Annotated in this window: 12 protein-coding genes; 10 read left to right on the top strand and 2 right to left on the bottom strand. The window is 73.0% G+C overall.

Annotation, left to right across the window (positions count from 1 at the left end):
• Positions 1-172 precede the first annotated feature (172 nt).
• The 7 genes from AB0G56_RS06900 to AB0G56_RS06870 all read left to right on the top strand — a co-directional run bounded on the left by AB0G56_RS06900 (position 173) and on the right by AB0G56_RS06870 (position 9,124).
• Complete coding sequence (locus tag AB0G56_RS06900; protein ID WP_360964802.1) at positions 173-1,015, top strand: nitrilase-related carbon-nitrogen hydrolase; 843 nt, start codon at positions 173-175, stop codon at positions 1,013-1,015.
• Positions 1,012-2,295, top strand: a complete 1,284-nt coding sequence (locus AB0G56_RS06895; RefSeq protein ID WP_360964799.1) for an aspartate aminotransferase family protein — start codon at positions 1,012-1,014, stop codon at positions 2,293-2,295. Before AB0G56_RS06900 ends, AB0G56_RS06895 begins: the two co-directional genes overlap by 4 nt.
• A gap of 57 nt (positions 2,296-2,352) precedes the next feature.
• Entirely contained in the window at positions 2,353-4,098 is a 1,746-nt protein-coding gene (locus AB0G56_RS06890; protein ID WP_360964796.1) for a PucR family transcriptional regulator ligand-binding domain-containing protein, read from the top strand.
• A gap of 159 nt (positions 4,099-4,257) precedes the next feature.
• Positions 4,258-5,100, top strand: coding sequence for a nitrilase-related carbon-nitrogen hydrolase (locus tag AB0G56_RS06885; protein ID WP_360964793.1), 843 nt, complete (start codon positions 4,258-4,260; stop codon positions 5,098-5,100).
• Positions 5,101-5,130: 30 nt separating this feature from the next.
• Positions 5,131-6,534, top strand: coding sequence for a dihydropyrimidinase (hydA, locus tag AB0G56_RS06880; protein ID WP_360964790.1), 1,404 nt, complete (start codon positions 5,131-5,133; stop codon positions 6,532-6,534).
• A gap of 11 nt (positions 6,535-6,545) precedes the next feature.
• On the top strand, positions 6,546-7,568 hold the full coding sequence (locus tag AB0G56_RS06875) for a TIGR03842 family LLM class F420-dependent oxidoreductase (protein ID WP_360964787.1): 1,023 nt from the start codon (positions 6,546-6,548) through the stop codon (positions 7,566-7,568).
• Positions 7,569-7,597: 29 nt separating this feature from the next.
• A complete protein-coding gene (locus AB0G56_RS06870; protein WP_360964784.1) occupies positions 7,598-9,124 on the top strand; it encodes an NCS1 family nucleobase:cation symporter-1 in 1,527 nt (508 codons plus the stop codon).
• 80 nt (positions 9,125-9,204) lie between these two features.
• On the opposite strand, the gene AB0G56_RS06865 is transcribed toward AB0G56_RS06870, so the two are convergent.
• On the bottom strand, positions 9,205-9,927 hold the full coding sequence (locus tag AB0G56_RS06865) for a hypothetical protein (protein ID WP_360964782.1): 723 nt from the start codon (positions 9,925-9,927) through the stop codon (positions 9,205-9,207).
• Positions 9,928-10,156: 229 nt separating this feature from the next.
• On the bottom strand, positions 10,157-11,221 hold the full coding sequence (locus AB0G56_RS06860) for a biotin/lipoate A/B protein ligase family protein (protein WP_360964779.1): 1,065 nt from the start codon (positions 11,219-11,221) through the stop codon (positions 10,157-10,159).
• A gap of 139 nt (positions 11,222-11,360) precedes the next feature.
• On the opposite strand from AB0G56_RS06860, the gene AB0G56_RS06855 reads away from it, so the two are divergent.
• The 3 genes from AB0G56_RS06855 (at position 11,361) to AB0G56_RS06845 (ending at position 15,413) form a co-directional block, all read left to right on the top strand.
• Entirely contained in the window at positions 11,361-12,323 is a 963-nt protein-coding gene (locus AB0G56_RS06855) for a hypothetical protein (RefSeq protein ID WP_360964776.1), read from the top strand.
• Between the two features lie 221 nt (positions 12,324-12,544).
• The gene (locus tag AB0G56_RS06850) at positions 12,545-14,374 is read left to right on the top strand and encodes a gamma-glutamyltransferase (RefSeq protein ID WP_360964773.1); all 1,830 of its coding nucleotides are present in this window, start codon (positions 12,545-12,547) and stop codon (positions 14,372-14,374) included.
• Between the two features lie 193 nt (positions 14,375-14,567).
• Entirely contained in the window at positions 14,568-15,413 is an 846-nt protein-coding gene (locus AB0G56_RS06845; protein WP_360964770.1) for an inositol monophosphatase family protein, read from the top strand.
• Positions 15,414-15,424: the final 11 nt, after the last annotated feature.

The raw sequence follows: 15,424 nt of genomic DNA, 5'->3' as shown, positions 1-15,424 counted from the left end.
CGGCCCGGGGCCCCGGCCCGGCCCGCGGGCTCGTCCAGCGGAGTGTGAATCACGATCGACTCCGCGGGTTCGCGACGATGGTCTTGGCAAGGCGGCCGGGGAGGCTTACGTTCGTGCCTCTACGTGTGTTCTACGGGCGTAGAGGCTCTGACGTACGTCGAAGGAGCAGCTCATGGCCAATGTCGTCCGTGCGGCCCTGGTCCAGGCGACCTGGACCGGCGACACCGAGTCCATGGTCGCCAAGCACGAGGAGCACGCCCGCGAGGCGGCCCGGCGCGGCGCCCGGATCATCGGGTTCCAGGAAGTCTTCAACGCGCCCTACTTCTGCCAGGTCCAGGAGCCGGAGCACTACCGCTGGGCCGAGCCGGTCCCGGACGGCCCGACCGTGCGCCGGATGCGGGAGCTGGCCCGCGAGACCGGCATGGTCGTCGTCGCCCCGGTCTTCGAGGTCGAGCAGTCCGGCTTCTACTACAACACCGCCGCCGTGATCGACGCGGACGGCAGCTACCTCGGCAAGTACCGCAAGCACCACATCCCGCAGGTCGAGGGGTTCTGGGAGAAGTACTACTTCAAGCCGGGCAACCTCGGCTGGCCGGTCTTCGAGACCGCCGTGGGCCGGGTCGGCGTCTACATCTGCTACGACCGCCACTTCCCGGAGGGCTGGCGGCAGCTCGGCCTGAACGGCGCCCAGCTCGTCTACAACCCCTCCGCCACCCACCGCGGCCTGTCCTCCTACCTGTGGCGGCTGGAACAGCCCGCCGCCGCCGTCGCCAACGAGTACTTCGTCGCCGCGATCAACCGTGTGGGCCGCGAGGAGTACGGCGACAACGACTTCTACGGGACGTCGTACTTCGTCGACCCCCGCGGACAGGTCGTCGGCGACGTCGCCGGCGACACCACCGAGGAACTGGTCGTCCGCGATCTCGACCTCGACCTCATCGAAGAGGTGCGGCAGCAGTGGGCCTTCTACCGCGACCGCCGCCCCGACGCCTACGAAGGGCTGGTGCAGCCGTGAACGACCTGTACGACCGTCACCGGGCCGTCCTGCCCGACTGGCTCGCCCTCTACTACGAGGATCCGCTGGAGATCACCCACGGCGAGGGCCGGCACGTCTGGGACACCGAAGGCCGCCGCTACCTGGACTTCTTCGGCGGCATCCTGACCACCATGACCGCGCACGCGCTGCCCGAGGTCACCAAGGCGGTGAGCGAGCAGGCCGCCCGGATCATCCACTCCTCCACCCTGTACCTCAACCGGCCGATGGTCGAACTGGCCGAGCGAATCGCCCAGTTGAGCGGCATCCCGGACGCCCGCGTCTTCTTCACCACCTCGGGCACCGAGGCCAACGACACCGCCCTGCTGCTGGCGACGACGTACCGGCGCAGCAACACGGTGCTGGCCATGCGCAACAGCTACCACGGCCGCTCCTTCAGCGCGATCGGCATCACCGGCAACCGCTCCTGGTCGCCCAGTTCCCTCTCCCCGCTGCAGACGCTGTACGTCCACGGCGGCGTCCGCACCCGCGGCCCCTTCGCCCACCTGGGCGACGACGAGTTCGTCGCGGCCTGCGTGGACGACCTCGAGGACCTCCTCGGGCACACCCGCCCGCCCGCCGCGCTGATCGCCGAACCCATCCAGGGGGTCGGCGGCTTCACCTCCCCGCCCGACGGCCTGTACGCCGCCTTCCGGGACGTCCTTGAGGACCACGGCATCCTGTGGATCGCCGACGAGGTGCAGACCGGCTGGGGCCGCACCGGCGACCACTTCTGGGGCTGGCAGGCGCACGGACGCAGCGGACCGCCGGACATCGTCACCTTCGCCAAGGGCATCGGCAACGGCATGTCCATCGGCGGGGTCGTCGCCCGCGCCGAGATCATGAACTGCCTGGACGCCAACAGCATCTCCACCTTCGGCGGCACCCAGATCACCATGGCCGCCGGCCTCGCCAACCTCAACCACCTCGTCGAACACGACCTCCAGGGCAACGCCCGGCGCGTGGGCGGACTGCTCATCGAGCGGCTGCGGGCCGTCGCCGCCGGGCTGCCCGGCGTACGGGAAGTCCGCGGCCGCGGGCTCATGATCGGCGTCGAACTGGTCAGGCCCGGCACCGACGAGGCCGACCCGCGCGCTGCCGCCGCCGTGCTGGAGGCGGCCCGGGAAGGCGGCCTCCTCATCGGCAAGGGCGGCGGCCACGACACCAGCGCGCTGCGCATCGCCCCGCCACTGTCCCTGACCGTCGCGGAGGCCGAGGAGGGCGCCGCGATCCTGGCGGACGCGCTGCGCGCCGCCTCCTGAGAGCGCGCCCGGGGCGAACCCCGTGGCGAGCGAGGCGAGAAGAGGGGAGTGCCGCCCATGACCACCGCCCCGGACAGGTCCCCGAGCGCCCGCGGCCGTTCGGGACCGGTCCCCTGGAACCCGCCGGAGCACGCCTCCTGCGTCCTGTCCGTCCGCCAGGTGCTCACCCTGGAGAGGGTGCTCGCCGGGGAGCCCGAGGTGGTGGCCGGCGCCGCCCGGCTGGACCGGCCCGTGCGCTGGGTGCACGTCGCCGAGGCCGCGGACGTCGGCGTGATGCTCAGTGGCGGCGAGATGGTGCTCACCACCGGCGTGCTGCTCGCCGGGGACGAACACAAGCAGGCCGAGTACATCCGCTCCCTGCACCGCGCGGAGGCCGCGGCCGTGGTGCTGGGCCTCGGGCGGGCGTTCCCCGCCGCGCCCGAGGTGATGCGCCGGGCCGCCGAGCGGTGCGGGCTGCCGCTGGTCGTCCTGCACCGGCCCTTCCCCTTCGCGGAGCTGACCGAGGAGGTCCAGTCCCGGCTGGTACGGCAGAAGTTCGCCTCGGTCAGCCTCTCGGAGACCGTACGCACCGCACTCACCGCACTGATCACCGCGGGCGCCCCGCTGCAGGCCCTGCTCGACGAGATCGCCCGGCACAGCGCCTGCCCCGTCGTCGTCACCAACCTCGCCCACCGCGTCCTCGCCACGGCGGGCGAACGCTCCGCGGTGGACGACGTGCTGCGCGACTGGGAACGCATCGCCCGGCAGGCATGGGGGCACCGCCCAGGCCATTCAGGCACTGGGGGAGGCACCGAGGGCGACGGCTGGATCCGCGCCGAACTCGGCGGACGCGGGCAGAACTGGGGCCGGATCGTGCTCTGCGGCCACCGCGGTGACGCCACCACCGGACGGCTGCTGGCCGACCGCGCCGCCGAGGCCCTGGTCCTGCACCGCATGCTCGGCGGCGGCGCGGGCGGCTCCTGGGAGGAACAGTGCGCGCAGAGCCTGCTGACCGACCTGGTCGGCGAGACCGTACCGGCCCGGCAGCTGCTGCCCCGGGCCCGCGCGGCCGGCCTGCCGGTCAACCGGCGCACCTTCGTGCCCCTGGTCGTGCGCGACGCCGGCCCGGCCGCACTCGACCGGCTGCTGCGCCTGCTCGGCCTGCCCGGACTCGTCGCCGAACTGTCCGACGGCCTCACCGCCGTCCTGCTCAGCCTCCCGCGCGACCAGGACGCCGAAGCCCTCACCACCCACTTCGCGGCCCGGCTGCGCGCGGACCCGGGACCCGGCCGCCCGGCACAGGCGTCCCCGGGCGCGGACCCCCCGCCGGCGCCGGTCGTGGCCGTCGGACAGGCGTCCCGGGACGCGGACCCCCCGCACGCGGCGCCGGTCGTGGCCGCCGGACAGGCGCGCGGAGGATGGGACGACGTGCCCGCCGGGCTGCGGGAGGCACGGCACGTGGCCGATGCCGTGGGTGACTCCGCCGGTGCCCGCCACCTGCCGGTCGTGGTCCGGCTGAGGGACGTCCACCTGCGCGGGCTGATCCGGCTGCTGCGCGACGACCCGCGGGTGCAGTCCTTCGCCGAGCGGGAGCTGGACGGGCTGCTGTGCGGCACCGACCAGGACCTGCTGGACGTGCTGCGCACCTACCTCGCCACCGGCCGCAACAAGTCCCGCACCGCACGCCTCCACCATGTCTCCCGGCCCGCGCTCTACCGGCGCCTGGAGGCCATACAGGGGCGTCTCGGGGTGGACCTCGACGACTTCGAGCAGGCCGCCTCGGTGCACATCGCACTCCTCGCGCACGACGCGCAACAGCAGTGAAGACGGTGACGGGCAACGGGGACGGCGGTGAGGCATGCGGCGGCGCCAGGGTGACACGGTGGCACGCCCTACCCCCGCGGACGTGACAGCGTGCACCTCAAAAGCAGGGCCGCCGCCTCCCTACGCTCGCCCCACACCGATCGAGCAGCGGAGGTTTCGATGAGCCGAGTGATCCGTGCCGCCCTCTTCCAGACCGCCTGGACCGGCGACAAGGAGTCCATGATCGTGGCGCACGAGCAGGCGGTGCGCGACGCCGCCGCCCAGGGCGCCCAGGTCCTCTGCTTCCAGGAACTGTTCTACGGACCGTACTTCTGCCAGGTCCAGGACCCGGCGTTCTACGCGTACGCCGAACAGATCCCCGAGGGCCCGACCGTCCGCCGCTTCCAGGCGCTCGCCCGGGAGCTGGGCATCGTCCTCGTCCTGCCGATGTACGAGGAGGAGCGGCCCGGCGTCCTCTACAACACCGCCGCGGTGATCGACGCGGACGGCTCCTACCTCGGCAAGTACCGCAAGACCCACATCCCGCAGGTGCACGGCTTCTGGGAGAAGTTCTACTTCCGGCCGGGCAACAGCGGCTGGCCCGTCTTCGACACCGCCGTGGGCAAGGTCGGCGTCTACATCTGCTACGACCGGCACTTCCCGGAGGGCTGGCGGGCGCTCGGCCTGGCCGGCGCGGAGATCGTCTTCAACCCGTCGGCCACCTCCCGCGGCCTGTCCGGCTACCTGTGGCAGCTGGAGCAGCCGGCGGCGGCCGTCGCCAACGAGTACTTCGTCGGCGCCATCAACCGGGTCGGCGTCGAGGAGTACGGGGACGACGACTTCTACGGGACGTCGTACTTCGTCGACCCCGAGGCGCAGTTCGTCGGCGAGGTGGCGAGCGACAAGGAACCCGAACTCGTCGTCCGCGACCTGGACCTGGCCAAACTGCGCGAGGTCCGCGACCGCTGGCAGTTCTACCGCGACCGGGCGCCGGGCGCGTACACGCCGCTGACCGCCCCCTGACCCGGCACGTCACCTGCAAGGAGTGGGACCATGAGCAGCCGTACCGTCATCCGCGGCGGCCTCGTCATCACCGCCGCCGACGAGACGCACGCCGACGTCCTCGTGGAGGACGGCCGCGTCGCCGCCCTCGCCGCCTCCGGCACCCCGGCCGCCGAGGCGTTCACGGCGGAGCGGACCATCGACGCCACCGGCAAGTACGTCATCCCGGGCGGCGTCGACGGACACACCCACATGGAGATGCCCTTCGGCGGCACCCATGCCTCGGACACCTTCGAGACCGGCACCCGGGCCGCCGCCTGGGGCGGCACGACCACCATCGTCGACTTCGCGATCCAGTCCAAGGGCGGCGCCCTGCGCGAGGGCCTGGACGCCTGGCACGCCAAGGCCGAGGGCAACTGCGCCGTCGACTACGGCTTCCACATGATCGTCTCCGACGTGAACGAGGACACGCTCAAGGAGATGGATCTGCTGGTGGAGGAGGGCGTGACCTCCTTCAAGCAGTTCATGGCCTACCCGGGCGTGTTCTACAGCGACGACGGGCAGATCCTGCGCGCCATGCAGCGCGCCGCCGGCAACGGCGGGCTGATCATGATGCACGCCGAGAACGGCATCGCCATCGACGTCCTGGTCGCCCAGGCCCTGGCCCGCGGCGAGAGCGACCCGCGCTACCACGGCGAGGTCCGCAAGGCCCTGCTGGAGGCCGAGGCCACCCACCGTGCGATCCGGCTCGCGCAGGTGGCGGGCGCCCCGCTGTACGTCGTGCACGTCTCGGCACGCGAGGCGGTCGCCGAACTGACCCGGGCCCGCGACGAAGGGCTGCCCGTGTTCGGCGAGACCTGCCCGCAGTACCTGTTCCTGTCCACCGACAACCTCGCCGAACCGGACTTCGAGGGCGCCAAATACGTGTGCAGCACCCCCCTGCGCCCCAAGGACCACCAGGCGTCCCTGTGGCGCGGCCTGCGCACCGACGACCTCCAGGTGGTCTCCACCGACCACTGCCCCTTCTGCTTCACCGGCCAGAAGGAGCTGGGCCGCGGCGACTTCTCCAGGATCCCCAACGGCCTGCCGGGCGTGGAGAACCGCATGGACCTGCTCCACCAGGCAGTCGTCGACGGGCACATCTCGCGCCGCCGCTGGATCGAGATCGCCTGCGCCGCCCCGGCCCGCATGTTCGGCCTGTACCCGAAGAAGGGCACCCTCGCGCCCGGCGCCGACGCCGACGTCGTGATCTACGACCCGCACGCCGAGCAGGTCCTGTCCGCGGCGAGCCACCACATGAACGTCGACTACTCGGCCTACGAGGGCCGCCGCGTCACCGGCCGGGTGGAGACCGTGCTCTCGCGCGGCGAGCCCGTCATCACCGAGCGGGAGTACACCGGACGCGCCGGACACGGCGTCTACACCCCGCGCTCCACCTGCCAGTACCTCGACTAGGAGCGGTGCCCATGGACTTCGGACTCGTCCTGCAGACCGACCCGCCGGCCTCGCGCGTCATCAGCCTGATGCAGCGCGCCGAACACAACGGCTTCCGCTACGGCTGGACCTTCGACTCCGCCGTGCTGTGGCAGGAACCGTTCGTCATCTACAGCCAGATCCTCGCGCAGACCCAGCACCTGACCGTCGGCCCGATGGTCACCAACCCGTCCACCCGCACCTGGGAGGTCACCGCCTCCACCTTCGCCACCCTCAACGACATGTTCGGCAACCGCACGGTGTGCGGCATCGGGCGCGGCGACTCCGCGATGCGCGTCGCCGGCCGCAAACCCAACACGCTGGCCCGGATCAGCGAGGCCATGAAGGTCATCCGGGCGCTCGGCAGGGGAGAGGAGGCCGACCTCGGCGGCACGACCGTCCGCTTCCCCTGGGTCGGGCCGGGCGCCGAAGTACCCGTCTGGATGGCCGCGTACGGGCCCAAGGCCCTGAAAATGGCGGGCGAGGAGGCCGACGGCTTCATCCTCCAGCTCGCCGACCTGTACCTCACGGAGTACATGGTCAAGGCGGTGAAGGACGCCGCCGTCGCCGCCGGGCGTGACCCGGCCGCGGTGAAGGTCTGCGTGGCCGCCCCCGCCTACGTCACCGCCGACGACTCGCCCGAGGCGCTCGCCCACGCCCGTGAGCAGTGCCGCTGGTTCGGCGGCATGGTCGGCAACCACGTCGCCGACCTGGTGAGCCGCTACGGCGAGCACTCCGCCGCCGTACCCGACGCCCTCACCGACTACATCAAGGCCCGCCAGGGCTACGACTACGCACACCACGGGCGCAGCGGCAACCCGGACACCCGGTTCGTGCCCGACGAGATCGTCGACCGGTTCTGCGTGATCGGACCGGCCGAGCGGCACATCGAGAAGCTGAACGCGCTGCGCGAGCTGGGCGTGGACCAGTTCGCCGTGTACGCGATGCACGACGCGCGCGAAGCCGTGATCGACGCGTACGGCCGCCAGGTCATTCCCGTCGTCAACCCCAGATAGCCCAACACCCCTGTCGATTGGGGCCGTCCATGACCGACACCGCACCCCCGGGCATACCACCGACCGCCCAGGTCACCCTCCCTGACGGGCGCGTGGAACTCGCTCCCGGCACTCCACCGCCCAGCGGCCCCTACGCCAACGCCGACCTGCTCCCGGTCCCGGTGGCGCGGCGCACCTGGACCACGTACAACTTCTCCGCCCTGTGGGTGGGCATGGCCCACAACACGGCCTCCTGGACCCTCGCCTCCGGCCTGATCGCCGTCGGCATGGACTGGAAGCAGGCGGTGTTCACCATCGCCGTGGCCAACCTGATCGTGCTCGTCCCGATGCTGCTCACCGGCCACGCGGGACCCAGGTACGGCATTCCGTTCCCGGTCTTCGCCCGCGCGTCCTTCGGGGTGCGCGGCGCCAACCTGCCCGCCGTGGTGCGGGCGCTGGTGGCGTGCGGCTGGTTCGGCATCCAGACCTGGATCGGCGGCGAGGCGATCTACTTCCTGGCCGGGAAGCTGATCGGGGACGGTTGGACGGGCGCCGCCCGCATCGGCGGGTACGCCTGGACGATGTGGCTGTCCTTCGCCCTCTTCTGGGTGATCCAGGTAGCCGTCATCCTCCGGGGCATGGACACCATCCGTCGCTTCGAGAACTGGGCGGCGCCCTTCGTCCTCGTCGGCGCGTTCGTGATGCTGTGGTGGATGAGCGCGAAGGCCGGCGGCTTCGGCCCGCTGTTCGACCAGCCCTCGAAGCTGGGCTGGGGCGCCGGCTTCTGGAAACTGTTCGCGCCCTCGCTGATGGGCATGATCGGCTTCTGGTCGACGCTCTCCCTGAACATCCCCGACTTCACGCGCTACGGCAGGAGCCAGCGGGCGCAGACCCGGGGGCAGGCGCTCGGCCTGCCCACCACCATGACGCTGTTCGCGTTCCTGTCGGTGCTCGTCACCTCCGGCTCACAGGCCGTCTACGGCCAACCGGTGTGGGATCCCGTGCAGTTGGCGGCGAAGACGGACAACACGGTGGGGCTGCTGTACGCGCTGGTGACCGTGCTGGTGGCGACCCTGTCGGTGAACATCGCCGCCAACCTGGTCTCCCCGGCGTTCGACTTCTCCAACGTCGCGCCGCGCAGGGTGAGTTTCCGTACCGGCGCCCTCATCACGGCCGTGCTCGCCGTGGTGATCTGCCCCTGGAAGCTCTACTCCGACCCCCAGGGCTACATCTTCACCTGGCTGGGCCTGGTCGGCGGGCTGCTCGGCACGGTCGCGGGCATCCTCATCGCCGACTACTGGATCCTGCGCCGCGCCCGCCTCGACCTGGGCGACCTGTACCGCGCCGGCGGACGCTACTGGTACGCGGGCGGCTGGAACTGGCGGGCCGTCACCGCCTTCGTCGTGGGCGGCGTACTGGCGGTCGGCGGCGCGGACTTCCATCCGCTGATCGACGGCCGGCCGGTCCCGGCCCTGCGACCGCTGGCCGACTACGGCTGGGCCGTGGGCCTTGGCACGTCCATCGTGCTGTACCTGCTGCTGTCGCTGCCGGGCCGGCGGACCCGGGGCGTCGGCTGACGCGGGCCGTCGGCTGACATGGGCCGTCGGCTGACGCGGGCCGAGCACGTGCACGGGGCGGTCGGGTCCGGTCGGGGCGGTCAGTTCCCCTGGGACCGGCCGCCCAGCAGCGCGGCCACCGCTTCCCTGGCCGCCTTGATGGCACCCTTGTTGATCTCGTCGGTGGCGGGTGCCTTCTTCGTCTCGAAGTCGCTGCCGTTGTACGTCACCGCCACCAGCGCGTTGGCTGCGCGGACCAGCACCACGCCCTCACGGGTCTGCTGCTTCTTCTCGGTGGTGAGGTTCACGACGGAGTACGCGGCGTCACCGAGGCCGGGCACCGCACCGCCGCCGCTCTTCGCGGCGGTGCGCTGCTGGTAGGCGGCGGTGGCCGCCTCGTCGGTCCGCATGACCTCGAAGGACACGTCGAGCCAGCGGTAGTCGTAGCCCTTGAGCGCGTTCCAGGAACAGGTCCGGCGCACGCTCTCGTCCGTCGAGGCGATCTCCTTGCCCGCCGTCTTCGCGCCGGGGACCAGCGCGGTGACGGTCTTCGTGGAGACGGCGGTGCACGGCGCGGGGGCCGACGTGTACGCGTTCGGCTGCCCGGTGGCGGACGTCCCGGAGGACGCCCCCGGCACCGCGGGGGAGCCGGACGCCGAGCCCGACCGGGTGCCTGTGGTGCCGGCGCCCTGTCCGCCCGCCTCGGGCCCGTCGGCGGACGACGCGGCGAACGGGCCGGACGTCAACGCCCAGCCGGCACAGGCGAGTACGACGACCGGAGTCAGCCGCGCGGTGAGTGCGAGCGGCAGGGGAAGATCACGCACGGCACACTTCTCGTGTGGGGGGAGGGACGTTGCGAAGCACGTCCACAGTGTGGACGGGACGACAGTGTCACATGCCCGCCTGTGCGGCGGAAGTGCCAACTCGCTCCGTGCCCGGGCGATCACGCGGCCGGGCACCACCGTGCCCCCGGCCGGGACAGCGTGCATGGTCGCCGGTCGCCGGTCGCCGGTGGTCGGTGGCCGGAGGTCGGTCGCCGGGGCGGTCACCGCGTCACGGCACGCGCGCGGTCCACTCCGGTGCACCGAACTTGGTGCGCGCCAGCTCCTGGGCGCGGGCCAGTTCCTCGTCGGTGACCTTGCCGCCGGTCAGCCCGTACCGGCTGTCGAAGGACTCGATCATCCGCTCGATGACGGTCTCGCGCGCCAGCCCCGTCTGCCGGCGCAGCGGATCCACCCGCTTCTTCGCGCTCTTCGTGCCCTTGTCGGACATCTTCTCCCGCCCGATGCGCAGCACGTCGAGCATCTTGCCGGCATCGATGTCGTAGGACATGGTCACGTGGTGCAGGACCGCACCCGGCCCGCCGCCCGGCCCGACGATCCGCTTCTGCGCGGCGCCCGCGATCTTCCCCTGGTCGGTGGCGATGTCGTTCAGCGGCTGGTACCAGGCCCGGATGCCCATGTCGCCGAGGGCGCCGAGGACCCAGTCGTCCAGGTAGGCGTAGCTGTCCTGGAAGGACAGGCCCTGCACGAGCGCGTCGGGCACCGACAGGGAGTACGTGATGGTGTTGCCCGGCTCGACGAACATCGCGCCGCCGCCGGAGATCCGGCGCACCACCTCGACGCCGTGACGTGCGGCACCGTCGGCGTCCACCTCGTTGCGCAGCGACTGGAAGCTGCCGATGATCACCGCGGGGGAGGCCCACTCCCACACCCGCAGGGTCGGCGGCCGGCGGCCCGCGGCGACCTCGGCGGTCAGCACCTCGTCCAGCGCCATGTGCAGGGCGGGGGACTGGGGGCCTTCGTGGATCAGCTGCCAGTCGTAGTCGGTCCAGTCGGTGGCGTGGGCCAGCGCGCGGCGCACCGCGATCCCCACGCCCTCCGAGGTCAGTCCGTACATGACCGTGCCGGCGGGGAGCGCCGCGTCGATGCGGGCGGCGAGGCCCGCCGCGTCGGTGTCGGCAGGGGCGCCCTCCAGCGCCGCGTTCACCGCGTCCAGGGCCTCGTCCGGCTCCAGGAAGAAGTCACCCGCCACGCGCACCCGCCGCAGCACGCCGTCCTCGGACTCCACGTCCACGACGACGAGCTTGCCGCCGGGCACCTTGTACTCACCGTGCACTTCCTGGGCCTCCCTTGCTGCCGCAGGGACCAACGCCCGGGCGGACCGGTGTGTTCCCCGCCCACCTGTGATGTGCCTGTGACCCGGAACTATGGCTTCCGTCACAGTCTCGGCGAAGGGGCCCTGATGGGCTGGGCGGATGCGCAGAGCCACCGTCCCCGTCCTGCTTCTCGCCCTGGGCCTCGGGCTCACGGTCTGCGGCGACCGGCCCGGCGCAGGGCTCGCCGGTGCCGGTCCGGCGGCGGCAGGCACCCTGGACGCCGACCCGCTGGACGCCTACGAGATGACCCCCGCCGAGACGCACACCGTCGCCGTCGCCCGCTGGACCCTCGCCAAGGAGTGCATGCGGGGCCTCGGCTTCGACAACCTGCGCGACCTGGACCCCGCACACCCGCCGGGTCGGCCGCAGCGCCCGGCCGACGGGAAGACGGTCTTTGGCCTGATGATCGTCGCCGACCGCGACCACCGCTACGGCGTCCAGAACCCCGAGGAGGCCGCGACCTACGGCTACCGGGCCCCGGCCGCCGAGTACCGGCGCGCGGCACCGGACAGGAAGTGGACGCTGCCCGAATACCTGGCCCTCACGGGGGCGGGCTTCGGCGACGACCCGAGGAGCGTCCACGGTCACCCGATCCCCGAACGGGGCTGCCTGGGCCGGGCCGACCTGCGCATCTACGGCCGGGACCGGTACGCGGCACCGGACCCGGTCCTCACCCTGCGCTCCGAGAGCCGGCGACGCGCGCAGCAGGACCCCGCCTGGACGCACGCCGACCGGCTGTGGTCGGCCTGTATGCGCGGGGCGGGCTACCACTACGCCACGCCCCGCGAGGCGCAGAACGGCGACGACCGCCGTGACGAGGACCTGAAACGCTTCCTCTCCGTCCACCGCCCCGACGACGACCGGCCCTCCGAGGCAGAGCGACGCACGGCCGTCGCCGACGCCCGCTGCAAGCGGCGGACGGGCTGGGTCCGCACGGTGCGGGCCCTCGACGTACGCGAGCAGGCAGCGGTCATCGCCGAGCACCGCCCCGCACTGGAGGAGGCGCGCGCCCGTGCCCGCGCCGCCGCGCGCACCGCCGGCGGCATCGTGCGGGACGGTTGACGCGACTGCGGCGCGGCCTGCCCCCGTCCGGGCCCCGGCGGCACCGCCGCCTGATGCCGACCGCCGGCATCAGGCCGCCCGCGGCCCGGCAGCCGCGGTGCGTACCGCCGCAACCGCCTGGGGAGATCTGGGGAGGCCCGGCAAGATCTGGGATGGCGTACCGAACCCGGGTCACCAGAACCGGCGACGCCACCGGCACGCAGCGAACACCGAGGTGAGAGATGCAGTTCACCACCCGCCCCACCCTCCAGGGCACCTTCGGCATGGTGTCCTCCACCCATTGGCTGGCCTCGCAGTCGGCGATGGCCGTGCTGGAGGCCGGCGGCAACGCCTACGACGCGGCCGTGGCCGGTGCGTTCGTGCTGCACGTCGTGGAGCCGCACCTCAACGGGCCGGCCGGTGAGGTGCCGATCCTGCTCGCGCCGGCCGGCGGCGAGGTGCGGGTGCTGTGCGGGCAGGGCGTGGCGCCGGCCGGGGCGACGGTCGCGCACTACAGGGGGCTCGGGCTCGACCTCGTGCCGGGCACCGGGCCGCTCGCCGCCGCCGTTCCCGGCGCCTTCGACGCGTGGATGCTGCTGCTGCGCGACCAGGGCACCAAGTCGCTCGACGACGTCCTGAAGTACGCCGTCGGGTACGCCGAGCACGGGCACGCGCCGGTGGAGCGCGTCGGGGCGACCGTCGAGACCGTACGGGAACTGTTCGAGACCGAGTGGACCTCATCGGCCGACGTGTACCTGCCCGGCGGCCGGCCGCCCCGGCCCGGGGAACTGCTGCGCAACCCCGCCCTGGCCGCCACCTGGAAACGGCTGCTGGCCGAGACGGCCGGGGCCGGGGACCGGGAGGCGCGGATCGACGCCGCCCGCGAGGCGTGGCGGTCCGGCTTCGTCGCCGAGGCCCTGGTCCGGCAGGCGCGGCGGCCCACGCTGGACACCAGCGGCGAGCACCGCACCGGCACCCTCACCGCCGCCGACCTCGCCGGCTGGTCCGCGTCCTACGAGGACCCGGCGGCCTACGACTGGAACGGCTGGACCCTGTGCAAGGCGGGCCCCTGGAGCCAGGGACCGGTCCTCCTCCAGCAACTCGCCCTGCTCCCGCCCGAACTGCCCCCCTACGGGTCCGCCGACTACGTCCACCTGCTCGTCGAGGGCTGCAAGCTCGCCATGGCCGACCGCGAGGCCTGGTACGGGGACGCGGCCGGCGTGCCGCTCGCCGACCTGCTCTCCGCGCCGTACAACGCCGATCGGCGCCGGCTGATCGGCGCCGAGGCCTCCTGGGAACTGCGTCCCGGCAGCCCCGGCGGGCGCGTTCCGAGGCTGAGCGCGCACGCGTACCGGGCCGCCGCGGACGAGGGCGGGTACGACGCCCTCGGCATCGGCGAGCCGACGGTCGCCAAGCCGCCCACGTCCCCCGTGCCCGGCGAGCCCGAGGTCCGCTCCGACGGCGCCACCCGCGGCGACACCTGCCACCTCGACGTCGTCGACCGCTGGGGCAACATGGTCGCCGCCACGCCCAGCGGCGGCTGGCTCCAGTCCAACCCCGTCGTGCCCGAACTCGGCTTCCCGCTCGGCACCCGGTTGCAGATGACCTGGCTGCAGGAGGGCCTGCCGAACACGCTGACGCCCGGCCGCCGCCCCCGCACCACCCTCAGCCCGTCCCTCGCCCTGCGCGACGGAGTGCCCGTGCTGGCCTTCGGCACGCCCGGCGGTGACCAGCAGGACCAGTGGCAGCTGCACTTCTTCCTGGCGGTCGCGCTGCGCTCGGCGGTCCGGGGCGGCCTCGACCTGCAAGGCGCCGTCGACGCCCCGAACTGGCACAACGACGCCTTCCCGGGGTCCTTCTACCCGCGCGGCATGCGTCCGGGCTCCGTCACCGTCGAGTCCCGCACGGACCCGGAGGTCGTCGCCGGGCTGCGCCGCCGGGGCCACGACGTGACGGTCGGCGACGCCTGGTCCGAGGGCCGGCTGTGCGCGGTCGCCCGGGACCCGCGCACGGGCGTCCTGTCGGCGGCGGCCAACCCGCGCGGGATGCAGGGGTACGCGGTGGGGCGCTGAGCGGCACCGGAGGAGACCGGGAGGCGCTCAGCGGCACAGGGAAGTCAGGGAAGCGCTCAGCGGCACCGGGAAGTCAGGGAAGGGCGGCCTCAGGATCCCGGCCCCCGGCCCTCGCCCCGGGTGTTCACGCCGATTCCACCCGGTGTGCACCCGGGCGGCGGGCGTTGTCACAGGCGCGTGCTCTCATGGAGGCATGATCGAAGAGACGGAAACCATCGAAGAGTTTCTCGCGGAGCGCTCGTCCGACGTGGAGGAGGCGGTCCGCAAGGCCGCCGCGGCCGAGATCATGCCCCGCTTCCGCAGGCTCGCCGAGCACGAGGTCGCCCAGAAGTCCGGACCGCACGACCTGGTCACCGACGCCGACCGGCTCGCCGAGCGGTACCTCACCGACACGCTCGCCGGCCTGCTGCCCGGCTCCCTCGTGGTCGGCGAGGAGGCGGTGCACGCCGACCCCGCCGTCTACCGGGCCATAGGCGGTGACGCCCCGGTGTGGATCGTGGACCCGGTGGACGGCACCCGCCAGTTCGTGCACGGCGACCCGGGCTTCTGCACACTGGTCGCCCTCACCCTGCGCGGCGTCGTCCTGGCCTCCTGGACCTACGCCCCGGCCCTCGACCGGCTCGCCGTCGCGGTGCGCGGCCGGGGCGCCCGCCTCGACGGCGAACCCCTGCGCTGCGGCGCCCCCGAGCCGGGCCGCGCGCTCCAAGTGGCCACCTCACACCCCGACTTCACGAACGACGCGCAGAAGCGCGCCCTGCGCGGCCTGTGGAGCGACGGATTCGCGCCCCGCGCCTGCGGCTCGGCCGGCCTGGAGTACCTGGCCGTCGCCCGGGGCGAGTTGGACGCCACCGCGTTCACCTGGGAGGCCGCCTGGGACCACGCGGCGGGCCTGCTGCTCGTGGCGGAGGCGGGCGGCACCCACGTGACCCTCGCGGGCGAGCCGTTCCGTGTCACCGGGGGCAACGCCCTGCCGTTCACCGCCGCGCGGGACGCGGCCACCGCCCGGCGGGTGATCGGGACGCTGACCGCCCCGGCCTGAGCTACGCCCGG

This window comes from Streptomyces sp. NPDC021356 (genome assembly GCF_040641015.1).
GTDB lineage: Bacteria > Actinomycetota > Actinomycetes > Streptomycetales > Streptomycetaceae > Streptomyces.
Note: the sequence above shows the minus strand (reverse complement) of the source record. Positions and strands in the feature narration are given on the sequence as shown.